Origin of the sequence: Dactylosporangium sp. NPDC000521 (assembly GCF_042898305.1) — a bacterium.
Classification (GTDB): Bacteria; Actinomycetota; Actinomycetes; order Mycobacteriales; family Micromonosporaceae; genus Dactylosporangium.
Map to the genome: position 1 here is coordinate 75940 of NZ_JBIAYW010000030.1, position 24562 is coordinate 100501.

26 protein-coding genes are annotated in these 24562 nt (G+C 73.1%); 13 read left to right on the plus strand and 13 right to left on the minus strand.

The window, feature by feature from the left end; genetic code table 11:
* Positions 1-4 precede the first annotated feature (4 nt).
* Positions 5-712 carry a cupin domain-containing protein gene (locus tag ACFY3L_RS48950; protein WP_389340819.1) on the minus strand — a complete coding sequence of 236 codons (708 nt, stop codon included), beginning with the start codon at positions 710-712 and terminating at the stop codon, positions 5-7.
* 86 nt (positions 713-798) lie between these two features.
* On the opposite strand from ACFY3L_RS48950, the gene ACFY3L_RS48955 reads away from it, so the two are divergent.
* Entirely contained in the window at positions 799-1815 is a 1017-nt protein-coding gene (locus ACFY3L_RS48955) for a LacI family DNA-binding transcriptional regulator (RefSeq protein WP_389340905.1), read from the plus strand.
* A gap of 145 nt (positions 1816-1960) precedes the next feature.
* Here ACFY3L_RS48955 and ACFY3L_RS48960 read toward each other — a convergent pair whose 3' ends face one another.
* Together ACFY3L_RS48960 and ACFY3L_RS48965 are read right to left on the minus strand one after the other, a co-directional pair.
* A complete protein-coding gene (locus ACFY3L_RS48960; RefSeq protein WP_389340822.1) occupies positions 1961-2692 on the minus strand; it encodes an isocitrate lyase/phosphoenolpyruvate mutase family protein in 732 nt (243 codons plus the stop codon).
* Positions 2689-3702 carry a hypothetical protein gene (locus tag ACFY3L_RS48965; protein ID WP_389340825.1) on the minus strand — a complete coding sequence of 338 codons (1014 nt, stop codon included), beginning with the start codon at positions 3700-3702 and terminating at the stop codon, positions 2689-2691. Before ACFY3L_RS48965 ends, ACFY3L_RS48960 begins: the two co-directional genes overlap by 4 nt.
* A 56-nt stretch (positions 3703-3758) precedes the next feature.
* Between ACFY3L_RS48965 and ACFY3L_RS48970 the strand changes: the two genes are divergently transcribed.
* From ACFY3L_RS48970 to ACFY3L_RS48990, 5 genes are all read left to right on the plus strand, one after another.
* Positions 3759-4454: an ArsR/SmtB family transcription factor gene (locus ACFY3L_RS48970; protein ID WP_389340828.1), complete on the plus strand. Its 696-nt coding sequence runs from the start codon at positions 3759-3761 to the stop codon at positions 4452-4454.
* 178 nt (positions 4455-4632) lie between these two features.
* On the plus strand, positions 4633-4821 hold the full coding sequence (locus tag ACFY3L_RS48975; protein WP_389340831.1) for a hypothetical protein: 189 nt from the start codon (positions 4633-4635) through the stop codon (positions 4819-4821).
* A gap of 91 nt (positions 4822-4912) precedes the next feature.
* Positions 4913-5680 carry a crotonase/enoyl-CoA hydratase family protein gene (locus tag ACFY3L_RS48980; protein WP_389340834.1) on the plus strand — a complete coding sequence of 256 codons (768 nt, stop codon included), beginning with the start codon at positions 4913-4915 and terminating at the stop codon, positions 5678-5680.
* Between the two features lie 179 nt (positions 5681-5859).
* On the plus strand, positions 5860-6798 hold the full coding sequence (locus ACFY3L_RS48985; protein WP_389340837.1) for a serine/threonine dehydratase: 939 nt from the start codon (positions 5860-5862) through the stop codon (positions 6796-6798).
* Positions 6799-6808: 10 nt separating this feature from the next.
* Positions 6809-7360, plus strand: coding sequence for a QsdR family transcriptional regulator (locus ACFY3L_RS48990; protein WP_389340840.1), 552 nt, complete (start codon positions 6809-6811; stop codon positions 7358-7360).
* Here the strand turns inward: ACFY3L_RS48990 and ACFY3L_RS48995 are convergent.
* Complete coding sequence (locus tag ACFY3L_RS48995) at positions 7276-7752, minus strand: PhoD-like phosphatase N-terminal domain-containing protein (protein WP_389340843.1); 477 nt, start codon at positions 7750-7752, stop codon at positions 7276-7278. The two genes, ACFY3L_RS48990 and ACFY3L_RS48995, sit on opposite strands and share 85 nt — an antisense overlap.
* Entirely contained in the window at positions 7749-8003 is a 255-nt protein-coding gene (locus tag ACFY3L_RS49000) for a hypothetical protein (protein ID WP_389340846.1), read from the minus strand. Before ACFY3L_RS49000 ends, ACFY3L_RS48995 begins: the two co-directional genes overlap by 4 nt.
* Before the next feature lie 155 nt (positions 8004-8158).
* On the opposite strand from ACFY3L_RS49000, the gene ACFY3L_RS49005 reads away from it, so the two are divergent.
* From ACFY3L_RS49005 to ACFY3L_RS49030, 6 genes are all read left to right on the plus strand, one after another.
* Positions 8159-8845: a response regulator transcription factor gene (locus tag ACFY3L_RS49005; protein WP_033363396.1), complete on the plus strand. Its 687-nt coding sequence runs from the start codon at positions 8159-8161 to the stop codon at positions 8843-8845.
* A 38-nt stretch (positions 8846-8883) separates the two neighbouring features.
* A complete protein-coding gene (locus ACFY3L_RS49010; protein ID WP_389340848.1) occupies positions 8884-10284 on the plus strand; it encodes an ATP-binding protein in 1401 nt (466 codons plus the stop codon).
* Between the two features lie 463 nt (positions 10285-10747).
* Entirely contained in the window at positions 10748-12748 is a 2001-nt protein-coding gene (locus ACFY3L_RS49015) for an RICIN domain-containing protein (RefSeq protein ID WP_389340851.1), read from the plus strand.
* Positions 12745-13353 (plus strand): hypothetical protein, encoded by a 609-nt coding sequence (locus ACFY3L_RS49020; RefSeq protein WP_389340854.1) that lies wholly within the window; start codon positions 12745-12747, stop codon positions 13351-13353. Before ACFY3L_RS49015 ends, ACFY3L_RS49020 begins: the two co-directional genes overlap by 4 nt.
* Positions 13354-13473: 120 nt before the next feature.
* Positions 13474-13683: a hypothetical protein gene (locus tag ACFY3L_RS49025; protein ID WP_389340857.1), complete on the plus strand. Its 210-nt coding sequence runs from the start codon at positions 13474-13476 to the stop codon at positions 13681-13683.
* Between the two features lie 399 nt (positions 13684-14082).
* On the plus strand, positions 14083-15171 hold the full coding sequence (locus ACFY3L_RS49030; RefSeq protein ID WP_389340860.1) for a LacI family DNA-binding transcriptional regulator: 1089 nt from the start codon (positions 14083-14085) through the stop codon (positions 15169-15171).
* A 99-nt stretch (positions 15172-15270) separates the two neighbouring features.
* Here ACFY3L_RS49030 and ACFY3L_RS49035 read toward each other — a convergent pair whose 3' ends face one another.
* Entirely contained in the window at positions 15271-16791 is a 1521-nt protein-coding gene (locus ACFY3L_RS49035) for an MFS transporter (protein WP_389340863.1), read from the minus strand.
* A 90-nt stretch (positions 16792-16881) separates the two neighbouring features.
* Positions 16882-17454 carry a TetR/AcrR family transcriptional regulator gene (locus tag ACFY3L_RS49040; protein ID WP_389340866.1) on the minus strand — a complete coding sequence of 191 codons (573 nt, stop codon included), beginning with the start codon at positions 17452-17454 and terminating at the stop codon, positions 16882-16884.
* A 247-nt stretch (positions 17455-17701) separates the two neighbouring features.
* Between ACFY3L_RS49040 and ACFY3L_RS49045 the strand changes: the two genes are divergently transcribed.
* Entirely contained in the window at positions 17702-18517 is an 816-nt protein-coding gene (locus ACFY3L_RS49045; RefSeq protein WP_389340908.1) for a hypothetical protein, read from the plus strand.
* On the opposite strand, the gene ACFY3L_RS49050 is transcribed toward ACFY3L_RS49045, so the two are convergent.
* The 6 genes from ACFY3L_RS49050 to ACFY3L_RS49075 all read right to left on the minus strand — a co-directional run bounded on the left by ACFY3L_RS49050 (position 18510) and on the right by ACFY3L_RS49075 (position 24440).
* Positions 18510-18776, minus strand: coding sequence for a GNAT family N-acetyltransferase (locus tag ACFY3L_RS49050; protein ID WP_389340869.1), 267 nt, complete (start codon positions 18774-18776; stop codon positions 18510-18512). The two genes, ACFY3L_RS49045 and ACFY3L_RS49050, sit on opposite strands and share 8 nt — an antisense overlap.
* Positions 18777-19757 carry a pirin family protein gene (locus ACFY3L_RS49055; protein WP_389340872.1) on the minus strand — a complete coding sequence of 327 codons (981 nt, stop codon included), beginning with the start codon at positions 19755-19757 and terminating at the stop codon, positions 18777-18779. It lies immediately after the preceding gene.
* A gap of 227 nt (positions 19758-19984) precedes the next feature.
* Positions 19985-21130: a family 16 glycosylhydrolase gene (locus tag ACFY3L_RS49060; protein ID WP_389340875.1), complete on the minus strand. Its 1146-nt coding sequence runs from the start codon at positions 21128-21130 to the stop codon at positions 19985-19987.
* On the minus strand, positions 21130-22377 hold the full coding sequence (locus ACFY3L_RS49065; RefSeq protein ID WP_389340878.1) for a BNR-4 repeat-containing protein: 1248 nt from the start codon (positions 22375-22377) through the stop codon (positions 21130-21132). The genes ACFY3L_RS49060 and ACFY3L_RS49065 overlap by 1 nt, the downstream gene beginning before the upstream one ends.
* Before the next feature lie 189 nt (positions 22378-22566).
* On the minus strand, positions 22567-23151 hold the full coding sequence (locus ACFY3L_RS49070; RefSeq protein WP_389340881.1) for a bifunctional 4-hydroxy-2-oxoglutarate aldolase/2-dehydro-3-deoxy-phosphogluconate aldolase: 585 nt from the start codon (positions 23149-23151) through the stop codon (positions 22567-22569).
* Positions 23148-24440 (minus strand): ABC transporter substrate-binding protein, encoded by a 1293-nt coding sequence (locus ACFY3L_RS49075; protein ID WP_389340884.1) that lies wholly within the window; start codon positions 24438-24440, stop codon positions 23148-23150. Before ACFY3L_RS49075 ends, ACFY3L_RS49070 begins: the two co-directional genes overlap by 4 nt.
* Positions 24441-24562 lie beyond the last annotated feature (122 nt).

Consider the following 24562-nt stretch of genomic DNA (forward strand, 5'->3'; position numbering starts at 1 on the left):
CTCCTCAGGCGGCGGTGGCGTGGTAGGTGTCGAGCAGGCCGCACATGCCGTGCCGGCCGTGTTCGCTCGGCTGCGGCAGCACGCTGATGCCGCCGTGGCCGAGGTGACTCGCGTCGCCGGCGGCGAGCGCGTCGATCTGCTTCCCCGTCTCCAGCGCGGCCTGGAGCGCGCCGCGCTCCCACTTCTCGCGCCAGGCGGGCAGCTTCGGGGCGATCAGCCGGGCGGCGGCCGCGTGGAACTCGCCGAGCGCCGCGGTGCCCTTGTCACGCAGCATGAGGAAGCCGGTGACGGCCAGGTCGCGGCGGCGGAAGGCGGCGCTCAGGTCGGTGCCCGGCACGCCGCCCTCGGGCAGCCGCGCGGCCTCCGCGTAGGCGGCGGGGTCCTCGAGGACTTCCGGCGGGAACGTCAGGACCGCGTCGCCGGCCTCGGGCAGGCCGCTGTTCTGCATCACGACGACGATCTGCAGGCCGCCCTGGTTGACGAGGCGGTGGATCGTGCCGGGCGGGAACCAGGCGACGGTGCCGGGCTCGAGTCGCGTCTCGCGGTAGCCGCTCGCCGCGAGGGTCTGCACGTGGCCTTCGCCGTCGGTCACCACGTACCCCTCCGAGCAGGTGAGGTGCATGTGCGGCGTCCCGCCGAGCAGCCCGTCGGGGGCGAGCGAGTCGTAGACGGAAAGCCGGGAGATCCCGACCCCACCGGGCAGCTGGTCCATCTTCGATCCTCCAGGAAAACGCTTTCCTCTGGTGATGTCGACGCTAACCCGTATGCTGCGAACGAGTCAATGGAAGGGGGCGGATGATGGCGACGCTCGCCGACGTGGCCCGCCGTGCCGGCGTGTCCCCCGCGACCGCCTCGCGGATCATCAGCGGCAGCACGAAACTCGTCACCGACGAGCTGCGCGAGCGGGTGCTGCGTGCCGTGGACGAGCTGCAGTACGTGCCGAACGCGCACGCGCAGTTCCTCGCCCGCGCGCAGCGGACCGCGGTCGGCGTGATCGTGCACGACGTGTCCGACCCGTACTTCGCCGAGATCACCCGGGGGCTGCAACAGGTCGCCACGGCGAACGGGCGGCTCGTCATCATCTGCAACAGCTACCGCGACCCGTCGCGTGAGCTGGAGTACGTGGAGCTGCTGCGGGCCCAGCAGGTCGCCGCGATCATCCTGGCCGGCTCCGGCTACCACGACCCGGCGTTCACGAAGGCGCTGACCGGCAAGCTCGCCGCCTACACCCGTACCGGCGGCAGGGTCAGCGTCATCGGCCGGCACGAGCTGCCCGGTGACGCGGTCATGCCCGCCAACGCCGACGGCGGGCACCTCGCCGGGGTGGAGGTGTTCGGCGGTGGGCACCGCAAGGTCGGGGTCATCGCCGGCCCGAAGGTGCTGACCACGACCACCGACCGGCTCGCGGGGCTGCGCCGGGCGGCCAAGCAGTACGGGCGGACGCTGCCGCCGCGCCGGATCGTCTTCGCCGACTTCGACCGCGACAGCGGCGCCGCCGCCACCCGCCGGCTGCTGGACGACTCCCCCGACCTGACGGCGATCGTCGCCCTGAACGACTCCATGGCCGTCGGTACGCTCAGCGTGCTGCGCGAGCGCGGGATCGCGGTGCCGTCGCAGATGAGCGTGGTCGGGTTCGACGACATGCCGATCGCCCGGGACGTGACGCCGGCGCTGACCACGGTCCGGCTGCCGCTGACGGAGATGGGGGCGCGGGCGATGACGATGGCCCTGGAGGACAGGGCGCGGACGCCCCGCGTGGAGCCGGCGGCCGCCACCCTGGTGCACCGCGAGTCCTCAGCGCCGCTGGCCACCTGACGCTGCCGGTCCCCGGCGACGCGCGGCGGCAGCCCTGCCGTCGCCGGCCTTTGGCCGCTTGCCGTCGGATCCCTCTCGGCGGCTCGACCGTTGTCGTCCTGTGACGGCTCGGCCCGTTGTCATCCCTTGGCGGCGTGGTTCTCGGTCATCCTGTGGCGGCGATGTCGGCGTACGTCGGCAGGCCGGCGGTGCTCACCGGGGTGCCGTCGCGGACCGCGCGGGCAGCTGCCCCGGCCGCGGCGAGCGCCGCACGGAACAGCAGCGACCCGGTGCTCACCCGCCGCACGCCCAGCTCCGTCAGCTCCGCGAGCGTGGGGCCGCAAGGGTCGTGCAGGACGTTGACCGGCACGTCCACCGCACGGACGACGGCATCGATGCCGCTCGGTTCCCGCAGCCCCGGGACGAACACGCCGTCGGCGCCGGCGTCCGCGTACGCCCGCACCCGCCGCACCGCCTCGCCCAGGTCGCCGGCCCGCTGCCAGTGCGTGTCGGTGCGCGCGTTGACGAACAGCTCAGGCACCTCCCGCTTCACCGCCCTGATCAGGCGCACCTGCGTCTCGACCGGCCCCATCGCGTCCTCGACGTTGACCCCGGCGGCCCCCGCGGCGGCGACCGCGACCGCCAGGCCCACCGAGCCACGCTCGATGTCGGCGGTCACGTGGCAGGGCAGCCCGGTGATCCTCCGGACGAGCCGCAGCGCGTCCGCGTCGGTGGCACCTTCCCCGTCGGGCACGCCGTTCGCCGCGGCGACCCCGAGGCTCGTCGTCCCGACCGCCACGAACCCCGCCCGCACCAGCATCCTGGCCGACGCGACGTCCCAGGCGTTCGGCAGGACGAGCGGCGCACCCGGGCGGTGCAGGGACCGGAAGTCGCTCACCGCCCACCTCCCGGGTTCCCGGACACCGAGGCACTGACGGCACCCTCGGCGATCGCGAGCGCGTGGGCCCGGCCTGGGCAACGCCGCGGACCCGCCCCGAACGGAATGCCGCGGAGGCTGATGCGCACCACTTCACCCGCCTCGACGTGGACGCCGCCACGACCGCCCGCCTCGACGCGGGATTCGGGAGGCCCGTCCGGCTCGACGCGGACTTCGAAACGGTCGCCCGGCTCGACGCGGGTCCCGGAACGACCGGCCGGCTCGACGCGGACTTCGAGAAGGTCGTCCGGCTCGACGCGGGTCCTGGGACGGTCGTCCAGCTCGACGCGGACGCCCGTTCGGTTTCCGGGCTCGACGTGGGCGTCCGTTCGGTTGTCCAGCTCGGAGCGGGCGTCCGTTCGGTTGTCTGGCTCGGAGCGGACGCCGGGGAGGCCGGCCGGCTCGGGGTGGCCGGGCGGAAGGGTGACCGGCCGGGTGGCTATGCGCTTTGTGGCCGGGACCGGTGGGTCGTCGCGGAGCGCCGCTTCCAGGCTCGTGGCGCGGGCCCGGGCGATCAAGGTGGCCGTCGCGTCGCAGGCCTGGACCAGCAGGCCGATCCGCGCGGCGGTGGCCTCGTCCGGTGTGCCGCCGCACAGGTCCACCAGCTCGCGCACCGCCTCGTCGGCGGCGGGTTCGTCGCCGGTGCCCGGGTGGTACGCGGCGGCGACCGTGCGGACCGCGGCGAGGGTCGTTCGTGAGGAGGAGGGCAGGCCGAGGGCGGTGCACAGGAGTTGCACGGGGTGAAGGTACGGGGATGACGCGGCCGCGTCCCGGAGCGCCGCCAGGTCCACTGTGGACAGCAGAGACTCGCTGAGGGCACGGCGGCGGGTGTACGCGTCGCCGCCGCTGAACCGGCCGACCGCGGATCGCAGCCAGGCGATGCCATGGGTGGCGGCGGGCACCGGCGGGACCACGAACGCCGGGTCGTGGAGCACGGCGAGGGCGGCGCCGGGGTCGTCGATCGTCTGCATGGTGCGACGGTAGGACCGCGACCGTTCGGCCCGGGACGAACTGACCGGCGCGGACAATGGGCGGTATGACGGCACCGTCCTCGCTCGCGCAGCTCGCCGCACTCCTCGCCGACGAGACCCGGGCCGCGATGTGCCTGGCGCTGCTCGACGGCCGGGCGTGGACCGCCGGCGAGCTGGCCCGGCACGCCGGGGTCGCGCGGTCCACGGCGACCGAGCACCTGCACCGGCTGACGGCCGGCGGGCTGCTGACCGAGGAGCGGCAGGGGCGGCACCGGTACGTCCGGCTCGCCGACGCCTCCGTCGCCGCGCTGCTGGAGGACATGTCGGCGCGGCTGGCACCGGACGTGACGCGGCCCGCGGGGCTGCGCGCGGTGACGGCGTCGGCGGCCCTCGCGCGGGGACGGACCTGCTACGACCACCTCGCCGGGCGGCTCGGCGTCGCGGTCACGGACGCGCTGACGGTGCGAGGGCTGCTGGACCAGGCGGGAGGGTTCGCGCTGACGGAGGCGGGCCTGCGCTGGATGGCCGGCCAGGGCCTGCGGCTCGACGGCGGGAAGCGGCCGGTGGCCCGCGCCTGCCTCGACTGGACGGAGCGGCGCCCGCACCTCGCCGGGGTCGCCGGGGCGCGACTGTGCGAGCGGTTCCTGGCCCGCGGCTGGGTCGCGCGGATCGGGTCGGGACGGGCCGTGCGGGTCACGCCCGACGGCCGGACCGCCCTCGCCGACCTGCTCGGCATCGACGGCATCGACTAGCCCCGCGCCCCGCGTCAGCACCCGACCTCACGAACGTCGCCGGACCGCGGCCGGGTCACGCGGATCAGGCCGGGACGGGTCAGGCTGGTCCCACCCGCGCCGACCTGCTCGGCATCGACGGCGTCGATTAGGTTTTGCGGCCGTTGGGTACTCAGCGACCACTACGAAGGAGGCCGTTGTGTTCGCTGTGATCGCCGCGATCCTGTTCGCTGTCGCGCTGCTGATGGACCTGTTCGGGGCCGACGCCGGGCCGGTGCTCGACGTGGGGACCCTGAGCCTGGCCGGGTTCCTGTGCGTCGCCCTGCACCTCGCCGGCGCGGGCACCTGGCACACCCGCTACGGGAACTACCGCCGGCGGCGCCGCTGAGTGTGCTCACCGCACGGACCTTGCACGGCCGTGTCCGACCCGGGAACGGGGTGCGGGCGCGGCCGTCGCCCTTCCGGCGACACTGGCCGGTATGAGTGTGCGCATCGAACGGTCCGGGTCCGTGTGGACGGTCGTGCTCGACCGGCCGGAGACCCGCAACGCCGTCGACCGGGACACGGCGGCGCGGCTCGCGGCGGCGTTCCGCGAGTTCGACGCCGACGACACCGCGGCGGTCGCCGTGCTGTGGGGCGCCGGCGGCACGTTCTGCTCCGGCGCCGACCTGAAGGCGGTCGCAGCGGGCGCGGGCAACCGCGTCGAGCCCGACGGCGACGGCCCGCTCGGCCCGACCCGGATGCGCCTGGGCAAGCCCGTGATCGCGGCGGTCGCCGGGCACGCCGTCGCGGGCGGGCTGGAGCTGGCGATCTGGTGCGACCTGCGGGTCGTCGAGGAGACCGCGACGTTCGGCGTGTACTGCAGGCGCTGGGGCGTACCGCTGATCGACGGCGGGACCGTCCGGCTGCCGCAGCTGATCGGGGTCGGCCGCGCGCTCGACCTGATCCTGACCGGCCGGCCCGTCGACGCGGCGGAGGCGCACCGCATCGGCCTCGCGGACCGCGTCGTGCCGCCCGGCGAGGCCAGGCACGCGGCGGAGGCCCTGGCCGCGACGCTCGCCGGCCTGCCGCAGGAGTGCCTGCGCAACGACCGCCGTTCGGTGTACGAGTCGCTGGGCCGGCCCCTCGACGACGCCCTCGCGATCGAGCACCGCCTCGGCGTCGCCTCGCTCCACGCGGGTGCCACCGGCGGCGCCGCCAGGTTCGCCGCCGGGGAGGGCCGCGGCGGCCGGCCCGCCACCCTCTGACCCGCGACCGGCCCGCCACCCTCTGACCCGCGGCCGGCCGCCATCCCCTGACCCGCAGCCGGCCCGCCATGCGGTACCCGCCCCGGCGACCCGGACGCCGCGCTGAGACTGGTGTCAGCACCGACACGAACCGCCGGACGCGCCGTGGGAGGCGGGCGGCCCGGACGTAGGGTGGGCGCATGGTCGACAGGGATGCGGTCGAGGCGGCGGCGCGGCGGATCGACGGGCACGTGCGGCGCACCCCGTCGGTCGAGGTGGCGCCCGGGCTCTGGTTCAAGCTGGAGCTCCTGCAGCACAGCGGCTCGTTCAAGGCGCGCGGCGCGTTCAACCGGATCCTCGCCGCCCGGGAGGCGGGCGAGCTGCCAGCGGCGGGAGTCGTCGCGGCGTCGGGCGGCAACGCGGGGCTGGCGGTGGCGTTCGCGGCGGCGCGGCTCGGCATCCCGGCGGAGGTGTTCGTGCCGGCGGTCGCGCCGGCGGTGAAGGTCCGCAAGCTGCGGCAGCTCGGCGCCGTCGTGCACCAGCACGGGCGGGAGTACGCGGAGGCCTACGCGGCCTCGACGATCCGGGTGGCGGAGACCGGGGCGCTGTTCGTGCACGCGTACGACCAGCCGGAGATCGTCGCCGGGCAGGGCACACTCGCGCTCGAGCTGCCCGAGGTGGACACCGTCCTGGTCGCCACCGGCGGCGGGGGGCTCGTCGGTGGCATCGCGGCGGCGATCGGCGACCGGGTGCGGGTCGTCGCCGTCGAGCCGGCCGGCGCACCGACCTTGCACGCGGCCCTCGCCGCGGGTCGTCCCGTGGACGTAGCCGTGGACAGCGTCGCCGCCGACTCGCTCGGTGCGCGGCGCGTGGGGACGATCGCGCTCGCCTCGGCCGTCCGTCACGGGGTGCGGAGCGTGCTCGTGGACGACGAGGCGATCGTCCGCGCTCGCGGGCGTCTGTGGGCGGAGCACCGGATCGTGGTCGAGCTCGGCGCGGCCGCCGCCTACGCGGGGCTCGGGCAGCTCGATGACGCGGGGCGGGTGGCGGTGGTGCTCTGCGGGGCGAACACCGACCCGTCCGACCTGACCGCCCAGGCCGCCACTGAGACAGTTCAGGATCTGTCTCAAGGCGTGTAACCTGCCTGGCATGCCGCCCGACGAGATCTTCGACGCGGCCATGCGGCGGTTCCTGGAGCAGCGCCGGGTCGACATGCGCTCGCTCGCGGCCGAGCTGGGCATGGGCCGCGCCACGCTGTACCGGCGCGCCGGCGGCCGCGACCAGTTGCTCGGCGCGGTGCTGTGGCAGCTCACCCAGCGCAGCCTGCAGCGGGCCGTGAAGCACGCCGAGGGCCGCCGCGGCGCCGACCGGATCGTCGCGGTGATCGGCAACTTCCTCGCCGGCGTCATCGAGCAGCCGAGCCTGCGGCACTTCCTCGACGCGGAGCCGGAGGCGGCGCTGCGCATCCTCACGTCGAAGCACGGTGTCGTCCAGCCGGGGGTCCGCGCGCACCTGGAGGGCCTCATCCAGGAGGAGATCGCGGCCGGCGCCTTCATCCCCAGGATGGACGCGCGGACCCTGGCCTTCGTCCTGGTCCGCATCGGCGAGAGCTTCCTCTACGCGGACGCGATCGCCGACGGCGAGCCGGACGTCGAACAGGCGTTGCAGGTGATCGGGCGGCTACTGGACGACCAGCCGTGACACGCCACCAAAGGCCTGTGCGTCGGGGTCGGTCCCGTACCGCGCGTGCCGGACGCGGTGGTCGGCCAGGCTGACGCGAAGTAGCCGGTCTCCCAGTTGCCGCAGGAGCCGGCCCCGAAGCGCAGCAGAGCGAGATCGGCGTCGGCGGCGGGCGAGGTCCGGGTGCGGCCGGCCGGCGACCAGAGACCGGCGGCGCCGAAGCGGTAGTGGTAGGTCGTCGCGGGGGCCAGGCCGCGGGCGTCGACCTTGACGGTGTGGTCGCGCTCGGATCCGGTAGTGACGGTGCCCTCGGCGACCACGCCGGCGAACCCGGGGCCGGCGGCGATCTGCCAGGTCACCGCGACCGGCGGTCCGGCACCCGAGCCGGGGGTGGCCGACGGCGTGGGTGTCACCTGGCCCAGAGCAGGGCGCCGCCAGGCAGCGGGTCGCCGGAGCCACGCCGTGCAGAAAAACCGGAGCCACGCCGTGCAGAAAGACCGGAGCCACGCCGCGCAGAAAGACCGGGGGTCGCGGCGTGCGCGCCGGCGGCCGTGATCACGGCGACCGCGGTGGCGCCGCCGGCGACCGCGGTGGCGCCGCCGGCGACCGCGGTGGCGCCGCCGGTGACCAGCAGGGCGCGGCGCGTCAATGCATCGACCGTCATGCCCGGCAGTTGTACGGCACACGGCTACCCGCCGGTACCCGTACGAACGGAAGTCCCGGCGAACGGAGGATGACCACCCCCGAAAAACCCGGACATGTCGGATTCGTCCATCGACCGCGAAAGCTGCCACTTGCGCCAGGACGTATGTTCTTCGCATGGCCACGGTGCTGCTGGTTGAGGACGACCATGTCGTGCGGGGCGCCCTGTTGCGCTCATTGACCGACCGGGGTCATACGGTGCACGCGGTCGGCACCGCGCTGGAGGCGCTGCGGCGGTTCGCCGCCGAGACGCCGGACCTGGTGGTGCTCGACCTCGGGCTGCCCGACCTCGACGGCGCCGACGCGCTGCGGATGCTGCGCGGCATCGCCGACACGCCGATCATCATCGCCACCGCCCGCGACGACGAGGCGGAGATCGTGCGGCTGCTCAAGGCCGGCGCCGACGACTACATGATCAAACCGTTCACCTCCGCCCACCTCGACGCCCGGATGACCTCCGTGCTGCGCCGCACCGGCCGGGCGAGCCGCGAGGAACCCACCGCCATCGAAGTGGGGGGCTTGCGCGTCGACATCGGACAGCGGCAGGCACACTTGCACGGCGAGCCGCTGACGCTGACCCGCAAAGAGTTCGACCTGCTGGCGTACCTCGCCGCCCGTCCCGGACGGGTGGTCTCACGCCGTGAGCTGTTGGAGGAGGTATGGCGGCAACCCTCAGTGGGCGAGGACCAGACGATCGACGTGCATCTGTACTGGCTACGCCGGAAACTTGGCGAGAGCGCCTCGGCGCCCAGATACCTGCACACCGTGCGGGGCGTGGGCTTCAGGTTCGCGGCCCCGGACTGAGGCGGACCCTCGCCTACGTCTGCGTCGCGGTCACCACGATGGTGGCCCTGGCGTTCCTGATCCCCCTCGGGCTGGTCGTGCAGCAGCTCGCCCGCGAGCGTGCCTTCGCCGACGCCGAACGCCAGACCGCCGTGGTCGTGGCGGTCCTCACCGTGACCACCGACCCCCTGGCGATCGAGCGGGCCATCGCTAGCACGGGTGGCCCGGCGGTCAGCCGCGTCTCGGTGCACAACCTGGGCGAGGAAGGCCTCGAGATCGGCAGCGGGCACGCCGCCCCGAAGGACCTCGCGCACGCCGCCGACCAGGCGGCCCCGGTCACGGCGGACGTCACCGGCGGCGTGTCCTACCTGGAGCCGGTGGACGTCGGGTCGGGCCGCACGGCGGTTGTGGAGGTCTTCATCCCGGAGGATGAGCTGTCCAACGGGGTGAGCGGCGCCTGGTGGGCGCTGACCGCCGTCGCGCTGGGGCTGGTCATCGCCTCCGTCTGGGTCGGCGACCGCCTCGCCGCGAAGGTCACCGCGTCGGCCCGCCAGCTCGCCGGCGCCGCGGGGGCGCTGAGCGAGGGGTACCTCGACGTGCGCCTCGACCCGTCGGGGCCGCGGGAGCTGGCCGAGGCGAGCTTCGCGCTCAACGTGATGGCCGACCGCATCATGGCGCTGCTGACCAACGAGCGCGAGCTGGTCGCGGACCTGTCGCACCGGCTGCGCACGCCGCTGACCGCACTGCGGCTGGACGCCGAGACCCTCGACGACGGCCAGGACGCCGAGCGGATCCGCGACGCGATCGCCGCGCTCGAGGTCGAGATCGACAAGCTCATCCGCGCGATGCGGGAGCCGATCGACGCGCACTCCCCCACCCCCGACCGCGGCGAGCGCAGCGACGGCGCCGCCGCGTCGACCGGCGAGCAGGGCTGCGACGTCGCCGAGGTCGTCCGGGACCGGATGATGTTCTGGTCGGCGGTCGCCGGTGACCAGGAGCGCGACTGCAAGGCGATCGGCACCGAGGGGCCGGCGCCGGTCCACGTCGCGAAGAGCGAGCTCGCCGCCGCGCTGGACGCGCTGATCGGCAACGTCATCCGGTACACCCCCCAGGGCGTGCCCTTCGAGGTCGCGGTCACCCGGCGCGACGACGGCTACGTCGTGCTGCGGGTGGAGGACGGCGGCCCCGGCATCCCCGACCCGGAGCTGGCGCTGCAGCGCGGCGAGAGCGGCCAGGGGTCGACCGGGCTGGGCCTGGACATCGTGCGGCGGGTCGCGATCGAGGGCAACGGCACCGTCAACATCGGCACGTCCGCCACGCTCGGCGGCGCCAGCGTCGTCATCGTCATGGCCGACGCCGACCCGGCCCCGAAGGAGCAGCCGCCGCAGAGCCGGTTCGGCCTCGTCGGCCGCCTCTCCAGGGAGCCGAACGAACGCCGCCGCCGCGGCAAGCCCGCCTGAACCCACCCCTGCCTCCCACGCGAGACGATCCGGAAGACAGACGATCCGGAAGACCTTGTGTTGCTCCGACGACACGAACTCTTCCGGATCGTGCGGGGGACGCAGAGGGAGCGGGCGCGCACCCGCCGTGAGCACCGCCGCTGAACAGGAAGGATGCCTGCCTGTTCAGCGGCCGCCGAGCCCGCGGGACGTGAAACGCCACCTGGCAAAGCGGCAACGCAGGACTGCCACAAGTCTCGGTTATGAGTCCCTTAATTGGGTCGTTTGGGCTGGAACGGCACGTTGACGGATCGCTATGGTCAGCCCGTTCCCACGTGGACGGACCGGCACTCACCCGCCTTGCCACCCCGAAGGCCGGCCGTCCCGCGCGCGGCGGGGACGGGTACCTCTGCCCTGTGCCCGTCCCCGCCGCGCGCCCCTTTCCCCTCCGGAGGAACCGAGCGTGTCTCGAGTCTTGCGCCGCGTGGCTGTGACCGTGGCGGTCGCGGTGGTCGGCACGGGTGCGGCGATCGCCGGACCAGGTGCGATCGACGACCTGTTCAACGAGAAGGGGCCGGCCGCGATCAGTCGCGTGCCGGCCGACAACCCCGAGCTCGGCCTGGTGTACGCGGGTCTGACGCCGGCGAAGAAGGGCCAGCCGTGCGTCGGCGGGTACCAGCTCACCGAGCGCGGCCAGTGCAGCCACGGCCCTGACGTCCCGCCGTCCGGCCTGACCGTCCGGGGCACGATCGCCCCGATCACCGCTGCCGGACCCACGCAGGTCGTCCCCGAGACGGACACGGCGGCCGCCCCGCTGGAACAGACGGTCACCGCCGAGGACGGCTCAGTCTCCTCCGATGGCGGTTTCGCTCTGGTACCGGAGGCCGGCGCCGACACCGCGCTGGGCTACACGATCGGCGCCTCCGGCGTGGCGTGCGACGGCGACGGCGTGGCCGGCAAGCGCGTGCAGGTGCTGTACGTGCGCGACGCCAACACGGCGAGCCGGTTCAACCAGTACCTGGAGAGCTTCCGCACCTGGAGCGCCGGCGTCGACGCGATCTACAACACCAGCGCCAAGGAGACCGGCGGCGAGCGGCACGTCCGCTTCGTGACGACCGCCGACTGCAAGGTCGACGTGCGCGAGGTCGAGCTGCCCGCGGGCGGCCTCGCCACGTTCGACGCGACGATCCAGGGGCTCAAGGCCCTCGGGTACAACCGGACCGACCGCAAGTACATGATCTTCGGCGAGTCGAAGGTCTACTGTGGCATCGGCACCTTCAACGGCGACACCCAGCCGGGCGTGAACAACCGCAGCAACGGCGGCCCCGGCTACGGCCGCAGCGACTCCGGCTGCTGGACGGCGAGCGTCGCCGCGCACGAGCTGGGGCACAACCTCGGCGCCGTGAACAACAACGCGCCGAACTCCAGCAAGGCCGGGCACTGCCTCGATGAGTACGACATCATGTGCTACAACGACTCGGGTGGCCTGAAGACGTCGGTCCGGACCGGTTGCACCGACAAGGCCGGTGAGAACCGGATGGACTGCAACCACGACGACTACTACAACACCAACCCGAGCCCGGGCAGCTACCTCGCGAACAACTGGAACGTGGCCAACAACCAGTTCCTGATCGCGGGCCCCGGCGGCACCACCCCGCCGCCGCCGTCGCCGACGGCGTCCCCCACCCCGACGAAGACGGCGTCGCCGACGCCTTCGCCGTCGAAGACCGTGTCGCCGACGCCTTCGCCGTCGAAGTCGGTCTCGCCGACGCCCACGAAGACGGCGTCGCCGACGCCGACGAAGCCGCCGACGGGACTCAAGGAGCTGCGGGTCAGTGACACCACCGCCAACTCGGTGCGGCTGTCCTGGGACGCGGCCGCGGCCGGCAGCCGCTACGCGGTCGTCCTCAATGGACGCTCCATCGGCCAGGTCGGCTCGACCAACGTCCGGATCGTCGGCATGCGCCCCGACACCGACTACCAGATCGGGATTTCGCTCGCGCAGAACGGCACCCTGACCCCGTGGACGACGACCGTGAAGGTCCACACCACGGCGGCTCCGGCGCCGACGGCCGGCGCCTGGATGGTGTTCGGCAACAGCCTGACCGGCGGGGTGGCCGACGTGTTCGGCGCCCGCAGCGCGGCCGGCACGCCGATCATCATCTACCGCCAGCACGGCGGGGCGAACCAGCAGTGGAAGCTGGAGCAGGTGGCCGGCGGCAAGTTCGTGGTCCGCTCGAAGGCGACGAACGCCTGCATCACCACCACGGGTGACAAGGACGTCGCCGGTGCGACCCTGGTCCAGGGCGACTGTGCGAAGGCCTTGCAGTGGACGATCACCAAGACGGAGTTCGGCATCTCGGTGCAGTCCGCGAGCGGCCTGGTCGTCGGCGTCAGCAACAACCAGTACTTCGGCAGCCGGCTGCTCGTCCTGCAGAAGCCGAGCGGCGCCAAGTACCAGAGCTGGATCCCGCAGCGCACGTGAACCGGTCCTCAACCGATCGCGGCCCGGCGCCCTTGTGGCGCCGGGCCGCGGCCTGCGTGGCGGCGGCCCTGACCCTCGCCCTCGGCACGGTGCTCGGCACCGCGACGCCGGCCGCCGCCCATGACGGCGTCATCCTCACCCTGCACGGCGACGGCCGCGGCTCGGTGTGGGTGACGGCGACCTGGCAGGACGGCCACCCGGTCACCGAGGCCGTCGGCATCACGCTGCTGGCCACGACCGCCGACGGGCGCCGTGAGGGCCCCGCCGGCCTGCGCCGCAACGGTGACGCGCTCACGTTCGCCGGCACGCTCGCCGCGGGCGACTGGACGGTCGTGGCCGAGATGGGCACGCCGGCGATCGGCCGCTGCCAGGGCGTGCTGCACGTGGCTTCCGACGGCGTGCCGCAGGACATCGTCTGCGCGCCACCCCCGGCCGCGGCGGCACCACCTCCGGCGCCGGCGCCGCGGACGTCGTACACCTGGGTCTGGTACGTGCTGGGCGTCGTGGCGCTCACCGGCCTCGCCGCGTGGCTGTTCCACCGGCGGTCGGCGGCGAGCGTGAAGCGCAAGCCCTCCTCCCGGAGGACGACCCCGCGCCGCAAGTGACGTGCGTCGCTGCCTCCGACCGCCCGAATCCGCTTGACCGGTACAGTGCATCGCAGTACTGTACCGGTCAAGGCACTGGACCGGTACAGTACCGGCAGGCCAGGTTCGAGGAGGTCGGCCATGTTCCCGTTCGCGATGATCGAGTCCCAGAACGCGATGGCCCGGGAGGTCCGCAGCGCGCTGCCCCAGGCGCCCGTGGTCGCGCCCGCCGCCCCGCTCATCGGTGGCCGCGCCGCCAGGTCACGCCGGGTCCGCGCGGCGCTCGCGGCGACCCTGCACCGGGCCGCCGACGCGGTCGCCCCGGCCGCAGCATGCAGCCCCGCGAACTGAGGACCGGGCCGCCGACGCGGTCGCCCGCCGCCGCGGCGTGCGGCCACGCGGAGCTGAGGCAGGATGACGCGGTCGCCCCAGCCGCCGCGCGCAGCCCAGCGAACTGAAGCAGGCCGCCCCGGCCGCAGCATGCAGCCCCGCGAACTGAGGACCGGGCCGCCGACGCGGTCGCCCCGCCGCAGCATGCGGCCACGCGAGCTGAGGCAGGATGACGCGGTCGCCGCGCGCAGCCCAACGAGCTGAGGCAGGCCGCCCCGCTGCTGCGGGCGGCCCCGCGAACTGAGGACCGGGCCGCCGGCGCGGTCGCCCCGGCTGCCGCGTGCAGACCCGCGAGCTGAGGCAGGATATCGTCGGCGGGACCCCTGACGGGGGCAGTGCGACGACAGCCGGGAGGTGCGCATGGCGAGGGTCACCTTGCAGACGATCGCCGACCAGGTCGGTGTGAGCCGGATGACCGTCTCCAATGCCTTCTCCCGGCCTGACCAGCTCTCCCCCACCCTCCGGGACAAGATCCTGGCGGTCGCCTCGGAGCTCGGCTACGTGGGGCCCGACCCCGCGGCCCGCGCCCTGGCCCGCGGAACGACCGGCGCCGTCGGCGTGCTGCTGACCGAGTCGTTGCGGTACGCGTTCAACGACGAGGTGGCCACCACGTTCCTCGGCGCGATCGCGGAGGAGCTGGCCCCGACGGGCCTGGCCCTGACGCTGCTGACCGCCGCCGCCCGCGAGGACGTGGTGCCCGCCAGGGACGTCGCCATGGACGGCGCGATGGTCTACTCGTGCGACCCGGCGTCCACGGCCGTGGACTGGCTCATCCGGCGCAGGATCCCGCTCGTCTTCATCGACCAGGTGCCCGCCGACGGCATCCCGTGCGTCAACGTCGCCGACCGCCCCGGTGCCCGCGCCGCCGCCCAGCACCTCGTCGACCTCGGCCACCGCCGCGTCGCCTTCGTCACCAGCGGCGTGCGCGGCGCCCACGGCCTGCTGCCCGCCGGCTCCGTCATCCCGGGCCCCGCGGTCGGCGAGGATGCCGCGGTCGTCGACGGGTACGTGGCGCAGCAACGCATCCTCGGCTGGCTCGACGCGCTGACCCCGGCCGGCATCACCCCGCCGGTGGTGCGGCTCGCGCATGGTCAGCCCGAGGACGGCTACGACGGCGCCAAGGTCCTCCTCGCGCAGGACCCGCGCCCCACCGCGATCCTCTGCTTCTCCGACGCGATCGCCCAGGGCGTCGTCCAGGCCGCGCACGACCTGGGCCTGCGGGTGCCCGAGGACCTGTCGGTGGTCGGGTTCGACGACAGCCCCCTCGCCGCCCGGATGCGGCCGGGGCTGACCACCGTCCGCCAGGACGTCCTCGCGAAGGGCCGGGCGGCCGCCGCCGCGCTCACCCGCTCGATCACCGAGACCCGTGCCGGCACCTTCCCGACCGCCGAGCAGATTCTCATCCCGGCCGACCTGATCGTCCGCGAGAGCACCGCCCCGCCCGGCTGAGCGCCGGGGAGCCGGACCGCGCAGGCCCCCGCGACCGGTGACGGTGCGAGGGCCCGAGCGTCGGGTCGGCTACGGTTCTGGCTTGTCGTACATGAGGCGTCAATGCACCAGGACCGGCACCTGCTCCTGGTCGGTGGTGCTGCTGGCGTCGGCCGGGGTGCGCCGGATGAACAGGATCACCAGCAGGGCGGCGACGCCGAGCAGGACGGCGCTGGCGGTGAAGGCCACGTTGTACCCGTGGATCGCCGCCTCGGCCTGCTGGAGCGGCTCCGCGCCGTGGGTGGTCAGGTAGCCGGTGACGGCCGTGGTGAAGATGGTGTTGAGCAGCGCGGTCCCGAGGGAGCCGCCGACCTGCTGGGTGGTGTTGACCAGGGCGCTCGCCACGCCGGCGTCGTGGTTGGCGACGCCGGTGAGGGCGACGCTGCTCAGTGGGACGAAGACGAGGCCCATGCCGACGCTCATCGCGATGAACGCGGGCAGGATGTCCACCACGTAGTCGGAGTGCAGGTCGAGACGGGTCAGCCAGATCATGGCCGCGGTGGCGAGGACGCCGCCGACCGCCATGATCACGCGCGGGCCGACGCGGGGCAGGAAGCGCGCCGCGAGGGTGGCCGCGACGATGATGCCGGCCGAGAACGGCAGGTAGGCGACGCCGCTCTTGAGGGCCGAGTAGCCCATCGTCTGCTGCAGGTAGAACGTCATGAACAGGAACATGCCGAGCATGCCCGCGCCGACGAGGACCGACACGACGAACGAGGTGCCGCGGTTGCGGTCCCACAGGACGCGCAGCGGCAGCAGCGGGTGCTTCGCGCGCGCCTCCCAGACGACGAACGCGGCGAGCAGGACGCCGGCGGCGGCGAGCCAGCCGATGGTCACGCCGGAGCTCCAGCCGTCGGTCGCGGCCTTCGTGAAGCCGTACACGAGCGCGACCTGGCCGACGGTGGCGAGGACCGCTCCGGGGATGTCGTACTTCGTGTCGCCGGTGGCCTTGCTCTCCCGCACCACCGGCAGGGCCGCGACGAAGGCGACGATCGCGATCGGGATGTTGACCAGCAGGGTCCAGCGCCAGTTCGCGTACTGGGTGAGCAGGCCGCCGGAGATGAGGCCGATGGCGGCGCCGCCGCCGGAGATCGCGCCGAAGACGCCGAACGCCTTGGCCCGCTCCTTCGCCTCGGTGAAGGTGACCGTGATCAGCGACAGGGCGGCCGGGGCGAGCAGCGCGCCGAAGGCACCCTGCAGGCCGCGGGCGGCGTAGAGCGTCTCGGCGTTGACCGCGGCGCCACCGAGCGCCGAGGCGCCGGCGAAGCCGAGGAGGCCGACGAGGAAGGTCCGGCGGCGGCCGAAGAAGTCGGCGATCCGGCCGCCGAGGAGGAGCAGTCCGCCGAAGGCCAAGGTGTACGCGGTGACGATCCACTGACGGTCGGCGGTGGAGATGTGCAGGGCCTCCTGCGCCGACGGCAGGGCGATGTTCACGACGGTGGCGTCGAGGACCACCATGAGCTGCGCGACGGCGATGACCGACAGGGCGAGCCAGCGTCTGGGGTCGGCCGTGGCCTCAGCGGCCGTGCGTCTGGGGCCGGCCGTCGCCGCGACGGTCGTGTCCCCCGATTGGTTCGACATGAGCTTGTGCCTCCCAAGGCATGGTTGATCGCGACCGCACCCGGCTCGCGGGTGGGCCTTCAGCAGGCAGGAATTCAGGCAGGAATACGGTCAGGCGGGCTGGCGCAGGACGGGCAGCAGCACCCGGTCGACGACCCGCGTGGCGAAGGCCTCGTCGAGCGGCCCCTCGTGCCACATGGTCCGGTTGAGCACCAGTGCGTGCAGGATTTCTTGCAGCAGGTCGGAGGTGGTGCCGGCGGGCAGCTCGCCACGGTCCACCGCGCGTCGCACGATGGTCTCGTACGCGGAGCGCTTCGCCTCGTAGACACAGCGGCGGAACGTCTCGGCCAGCTCCGGGTTCCGGGTGGCCGCGGTCAGCAGACCGGTCATGACGTCGCCGTCGGGACTGTTCGCCACCTCGCACGCCGCCGTGAGCAACGCCATCAGGTCACCGCGCAGCGTCCCGGTGTCCTGCGGCTCGTACGAGCCGCCGAACCGGTGCTCGAAGGCGTCCATCACCAGGTCGGGCTTGTTGGGCCAGCCCCGGTAGATGGTCGCCTTGCTGGCGCGCGCCCGCGCCGCCACGGCATCCATCGACATGCGGTCGTATCCGACCTCGCCGAGCAGCTCGAAGACCGCTTCGCAGATCGCTTCACGGCGGTCGGGCTTCGGCGCGGGAGACATGACCACTTCCTAAGCTGCGAGGGCCGGGTTCCGCAAGTCCTGGATCGCAGGTGTACGGAACCGTTTCGTATCGGAACCCTACTCCCGTGCGGCGCGGGTACGAAACGGTTCCGTACACCTCACCCCGGTGAACGACGTCACAGCCATGCCGGGAATGGTTCCCCTCATTGTGAAAAAGTCCCTGGCCCTCCGGGGGGAGTCCGCGTATACCGTCAGGTCCATGACAGAGTTGTCGACCGAACGTCGCATGTGGAGCCTGTTCGAGCCGGTCCACGCGGTCACCTACTTCGCCGCGGACGCGCTGGGCGCGTTCGAGGAGGCGGGCCTGCGCGGGTTCTGGCGGGGGTACTTCGCCGGCCGCGGCGCCCCGCTCGGCGCGGTGCCGGCCGGGCCGGTGATCGCGGCGTTCTACGGGTTCGCGCCCCGGATGGTCACCCGGGCGCTGCCGGACGTGTGGACGCGGATCACGCCGGAGGCGGCCCTCGCCGCGCGGCTGGAAGGGTCGCGGCGGGTCCTGCTGAAGGTGGACGGCGACCTGACCGAGGTCGCAAGCCTGTTGCGGGCGGCTGCGGAGGCGGCCGACCTGCACGGCCGGGTGCTGGGCGCGGCCAACGCGATGCTGCCGTGGCCCGAGGACCCGGCCGGCGTGCTGTGGCAGGCGGCGACCGTGCTGCGGGAGCACCGCGGCGACGGGCACAACGCGGCGCTGCTGGTCGAGGGCCTGGACGGGGCCGAATGCAACGCCTGGCGGGTCGCGCTGCTCGACGGGGGCGGCCGGGAGTTCTACCAGCCCGCCCGCGGCTGGACCGACGAGGAGTGGGCCGCGGCGATCGACCGGCTGCGCGGCCGCGGATGGCTGGACCCGGAGGGGAAGGCGACCGGTCGGGCGCGGGAGGCGTACACCTCCGTCGAACGCACGACGGACGCCCTCGCCGCGACGCCGTGGCGGGCCCTCGGGGAGACCGCCACGGCGCGCTGTGCCGAACTGCTGCGCCCGATCGCCGTGCAGGCGTCGGCGCTGCTACGGCACCCGAACCCGATCGGGCTGCAGCCGCTCAGCTGAGCTCCGGGTGCCGCTTCAGGTATGCGGCGATGAAGGGGCACTGCGGGACGACCCGCAGGCCCCGCTCCCTGGTCTGCTGCAGAGCGCCGGCGGCGAGCTTGCTGCCGAGGCCCTGACCTTCGTACGCCTGGTCGACCTCGGTGTGGGTGAAGACGATCTCACCCGGGTGCAGCCGGTAGTAGGCCGCACCCGCGTGCGCTCCGTCGACCCGCAGCTCGAAGCGGTGCTGCTGCGGGTCGTCGACGACCTCGATGTCCACTTAGGACGCCTCCCCCCGCACGGCGGCGTGCGCGGCCGGGATCGTGCCGAGCCGGCCCGCCTGGTAGTCCTCGAACGCCTGGACGACCTCGGCCTTGGTGTTCATGACGAACGGACCATACGCCACGACGGGCTCGCGGATCGGCTTTCCGCCGAGGAACAGCACGTCCATCGTGGGGTGGCGCGGGTCCTGCTTCGCGTCGGCGGTGACGGTGATGCTGTCGCCCTCGCCGAAGACCGCGAGCTGACCCAGCTCCACCGGCCGGCCCTTCGTGCCCACGCTGCCCTTGCCCGCGAGGGTGTAGGCGAGCGCGTTGAAGTCCTTGCGCCACGGCAGGGTCAGCGACGCGCCGGGCGAGATCGTCGCGTGGATCATCGTGATCGGCGTGTAGGTGTTGCCGGGGCCGGCGTGGCCGTCGAGCTCACCGGCGATGACCCGCAGCAGCGAGCCGCCGTCGGGCGAGCTGAGCAGCGCCACCTGGCCACCGCGGATGTCCTGGTAGCGCGGGGCGGCGAACTTGTCGGCCTTCGGCAGGTTGACCCACAGCTGGAAGCCGTGGAAGAGACCGCCGCTGACGACGAGGTGCTCGGGCGGGGTCTCGATGTGCAGCAAGCCACTTCCGGCTGTCATCCATTGGGTGTCGCCGTCACGGATGACGCCGCCACCGCCGTGCGAGTCGTTGTGCACGAACTCGCCGTCGATGATGTACGTGACGGTCTCGAACCCCCGGTGCGGGTGCCACGGGGTGCCCTTCGGCTCGCCCGGGGCGTATTCGACCTCGCCCATCTGGTCCATGTGGATGAACGGGTCGAGGGTGCGCAGGTCGACGCCGGCGAACGCGCGCCGGACGGGGAAGCCCTCGCCCTCGAAACCCTTCGGCGCCGTCGTCACCGACACCACCGGGCGGGGGCGCGCCGACACGGGGTCCGGGGTGGACACGCGGGGCAGCGCAAGGACGTTTTCGACGGTGATCGCGGGCATCTCGTGCCTCCAGGGCTGAGCGGGTTTGTCGCCTGCTGCAACGGTACTTGCGTGGAAAGTATTCCGCAAGTCAACAATCTCTGCTCAGTCCCCGCGCGGTGGCCGGACCGGCCGCTGCGGGGTTCCGGCTGGGCCACGCCGGCGTCGGCGTGGTCCTGGTCCTGGTCGGGCCGCGCCGGTCGCTCGCGGGCCTGCGGCGTGGTCCGCTGAGCGACCGGCGCGGCGGCTCACACCCTGACGAACTTGACCGCGTCGGCGCGGGCGCAGCCGGTGCCCGAGCTGGTCAGGGTGACCGCGGTGCCGGTGCCGGCCGGCAGCGTGAAGGTGCCCAGGTCGACCCAGCCGGACGTGCCCGAGGTGCCGTTGACCGTCGTCTGGGTGCCGGCGACGGCGAGCCTCGCGGCAGGGTCGCTGTTGGCGGCCGTCACCTTGTAGTAGGAGACCTTGTAGGTGCCCGCCGCACGGAGGTTGGGGCGCCAGGTCGCGGTGTTCCCACCGGAGTTGCAGGCCGCGTAGCGGGTCGGCGAGCCGGTCGTCCAGCCGGTCAGCGTCGACGGCGACCAGGTGCCGGTCTCGCTGTAGCCGTACGCGGCCGGGCCGTCGTCGTCGACGTAGTGGTCCTTCTGCCAGTAGCGCACGTAGTCGAACTGCACGGCGGCCGGCAACCTGCTCGCGTCGGGGACGCTGCCGTAGGCGATGCTGGTGAGCCAGATGCTCGTGTAGTCGTGCGTCCAGTCCGTCGGCAGGTAGGGCGCGGTGTACTTGAGCACGCCGTCGACGTAGAACTTCGTGCTGGTCTCGGACCAGTCGATGCCGTAGACGTGCCAGTCCCTCGAGTCGGTCGTGCCACTGGTGTACGTGGTGCCGTACGACTTCCCGGCGGACACGCCGCCACCCTTCCACGTCAGCACGCCGTGATGGATCCGCGTCGGGCTGATCGAGTCGATCTCGAAGCCGTCGATCTCGGTGCGCTGCGACGCCGGGTAGGTCGTCGAGCCGTCGCCGGCCATGAGCCAGAACGAGCTGTGCCAGCCGGCGCCGTCGTTGAGCTTCGCCCGGGTCTCGTAGTAGCCGTAGCGCAGCGTCTGCCTGCTGACCACGCCGCCACCGGTGTAGTCCTTGCCGCCGTACGTCTCCTTCCTCAGGGCGATGTTCAGCGCTCCCCCGCTGACGGACACGTTCTGCGGGCGCTGGGTGCTGTACGCCTTGGAGTCGGTGCGGTAGTTCCACTTCGCGGTGTCGACCGCGGTGCCGTTGAACTGGTCCTCGAAGACGAGGGTGTAGCCGGTGCCGGTGGGATCCGCGTGGGCGGTGGCCGCGGGGATGAGGGCGGCGGCCGGGGCCAGCAAGAGGATTGCGAGCAGGCGGCGCATCAGTTCCTCCCGTAGTACAGGCGAAGGTTGGTGAGGTCGACGAGGTAGAGGACGTCGACGCCGGCGGTGGTGCGTTCGACCGCGAAGCGCTGCACGGGGATCCCGGGCGCGACGGCGGCGGCGGTCCACGCGGTGCCGGGCTTGGTCGCCACGTACATCGCCCCGGCAGCGGTGGTGTAGTAGACGCGCTTCTGCTCCGTCGGGTGCCAGGTGATGTCGATGGCGGCGCTGGTCTGCGCGGCGGAGTACACCGTGTCCCGGACCCAGGTGGTGCCCGAGACGTACGCGTAGCGGACCATGAAGTCGGTCGCGCTCCGGTAGCGGTACGCGACCTTCGGGCTGGTGCCGTCGACCGTGAGCTTGGCGCTCTGCACGGCCGGTCCGGTGCCGTCGTTACCCTGGTACACCTCGCCGGCCTCGATCGGCTGGATGACGTCGGCGGTGGCGGTGGTGACGGGCACGGTGACCGCGGCGCCGGTGTGGTCGGCGAACGTGCCGGTCGCGGGCCGGTACAGCAGGTAGCTGAGCTGATGGCGGAACGCGGTCGCCGGGTACAGCCCCCACTCCCACAGGACGTGCAGGTTGCCGGCGGTGTCGAACTGCAGGTCGTCGGGGTAGACGGCGCGGTTGGCGGACTCGGCGAAGACGGCCACCCGGGTCCACGTCGCGGCGGCGTTGTTCCACCGGTACAGCCGGCCGGAGCGGGCGGTGCTCCCGTCGAGCCGCGCGATGAGGTACAGGTCGCCGTTCGGCGCGGTGGTCAGCACCGGGTACGTGACGCCGACCCCCTGGTCCGGCAGGTCCGCGGCGTGGTTGGCCGGCGCGCCGCCGACGGTGTCGGAGCGGAAGTAGCGCCAGGCGTTGTTGTGCATGCTGGCGAACACGTGGAGCCGGCCGCTGCCGTCCCGCGCGACCGACGGCTGGTTGTGCCCGATGTCGTCGGCGTACTCGGCCTGGACGGCGCCGTTCATGACGGGCAGCCTCGTCCAGCCGCCGGCGGTGTCGCGGCGGGCGATGGCGACGCGGTGCGTGCCGGCGGTGGAGCCGGGCTCGTTGAACGCCAGATACGCGTAGTCGTTGCCGGGGGTGTACGTGTCCAGCGGCGACCACCAGGCGGCCTGGTTGGAGCTGTCGATGCCGTACGGCACCAGGGTGACGGCGGCGGGAGCGGCGTGCACGGCGGTTGCGGGCACGGTGACGAGGGCCGTCGCCATGGCGGTGGCGGCGACCAGGGCGGCTCTGTGCATGGATCCCTTCCTCAGGGCCGGCTCACGAGACGCCGGCACGGCGCGACCCACGACGCGCGGCAGGCGACGCCCGCCGCGGAGCGGGGCATGCGACGCGCGGTGCGAAGCGGCACTTGCCGTGGTTGCGGCGCGGGGGTGCCTGGTGGCGTGGGCCAGGCCGCGGTGGCGTCTCGTGAGCGTTGGGGCGGGTCAGGTTCGGCGGAGGACCTCCAGGAGCGGTGGCAGGCCGCCGTCGGCGGTGACGGCGCCGCCGACCCCCAGCGCGCGGGCGCCGGCGGCCAGGTATTCGGGTGCGTTGTGGGCGCCGATGCCGCCGGTGGCGACGAACTTCGCCTCGGGGAACGGGCCGCGCAGCTCGCGCAGCCAGGAGGGGCCGAGCGCCCCGGCCGGGAACGCCTTGAGCCACTCGCAACCCGCTTGCAGCGCGTGGTGGACCTCGGAAGGAGTGGCGACGCCCGGCAGGTGCGGCAGCCCGGCCGCGTGGCTGGCCCGCACCACGTCGAGGTCCAGGCCCGGCGCGACCGTGAACACCGCGCCCGCCTCGGCGGCGGTCTCGACCTGCGCCGCGCTGCGGACCGTGCCGGCGCCGACGGGGTGCCCCTCGGCGGCGAGGGCGCGCAGGCATTCGACCGCCTCGGGGGTCTGGATCGGGACCTCGACCACGCCGAGGCCGCTGTCCCACACGGCGCGGGCGATCTCGAGGGCCCGCGCGACCGGTACACCTCGCAGAATCGCCACCAGAGGGCGGCCGCGGAGCAGGTCGTCGAAGCTCATTTGATGAGGGCGTTCATCCGGTCGCGGGCGGACATGAGTGCGTCCTTCGGGGTCTTCTTGCCGATGAGGATGGCCTGGACCTCTTCGGCCAGGACCTTCTCCATCTGCGAGAACTGCGGGTAGATCCAGAACGGGCTGGCGCTGGAGTTGGCGCCGATCTGGCTGGTGAAGTCGGTGGCGAACTTGTCGTTCTTGACGGCGGAGTCGGCGAGGCCGGCGTTGGTGGTCGGCGGCAGGCCCGTCTTCTTGAACCAGTCGATGTTGTACCCGGCGTCGGTGGTGACGGTCTTGGCGTAGTTCGCGGCGGCGGCGGCGCCGGCACCGTTCATCACGGCGATGACCTGGCCCCAGGCGAGGTGCCGCGGCTTGTCGCCCTGCTTGAGCACGGGCCGGGCGACGGGGACCATCTTCGTCCCGAGGTCCTTGTCGGGTGAGGACTTGGTGACGGCGGCGCGGCCGCCGATGGCGTCCTCGTAGAAGGCGGTCTTGCCCTGGGACATGAGGGCGCGGGCGTCGACGCGGTTGACGTCGGGGGCGATGAGTTTCTGGTCGTAGAGCTTCTTGTACCAGGTGAGCGCCTCGACCGACGGGTCGTCGCCGATGACGACCTTGTTGTTCTCCACGATCGGGGAGCCGAACTCCCACAGCCACGGGATGATGTCCTTGAGCTGGTCGACCTTCGTCATGCCGGCCCACGGCACCACCCCGCCGCCGAGGCCCTTGACGGCGGTGAGCGCCGCCTCGAACTCGGCGATCGTCTTCGGGGCGCTCGTGACGCCGGCCTTCGTCAGCAGTTCGGTGTTGCTGATGAGCCCGATGCCGGCGGTGGTCCACGGCAGGCCGTACTGCACGCCCTTGGACTGGCCGAGCGCGAGCGGGGCGGCGGCGTAGTCCTGGCCAGTCGCGACGCTCTTGAGGTCCAGGAGCTTGCCGGTGGCGGCGAGGGTGGCGAGCCAGGCGACGTCGAGCTGGACCGCGCCGGTGAGCTGGCCGCCCTGCACCTGCAGCAGCAGCTGGTTGAGGTAGTCGTTGTACGGGTACGACGGCGTGCTGATCTTCGTTCCGGCGTTGGCGGCCGTGTACTTGTCGATCTGGGCCTGGATCGGTTCCTTCGTGACCGCCTCGTTGAACGACCAGCTCGTCAGGGGGAACTCCTTGACGCCGTCGTCCTTGAGGCCTTCGGTGCCGGCCGGGGTGGGGGTGTTGGTGGAGGGGGCGCAGGCGGCGAGCGTCGTCCCGAGGGCGCCGAGACCGCCGATCTTGAGCATGGTGCGGCGGGACAGAGACATGCGGATCTCCTGGAAGAGGGCGGGGTGTTCAGCCCTTCACGGCGCCGGCGGTGAGGCCGGCGACCAGATAGCGCTGGAGGATGGTGAAGCCGATGACGACGGGGAGGGACACGACCAGGGAG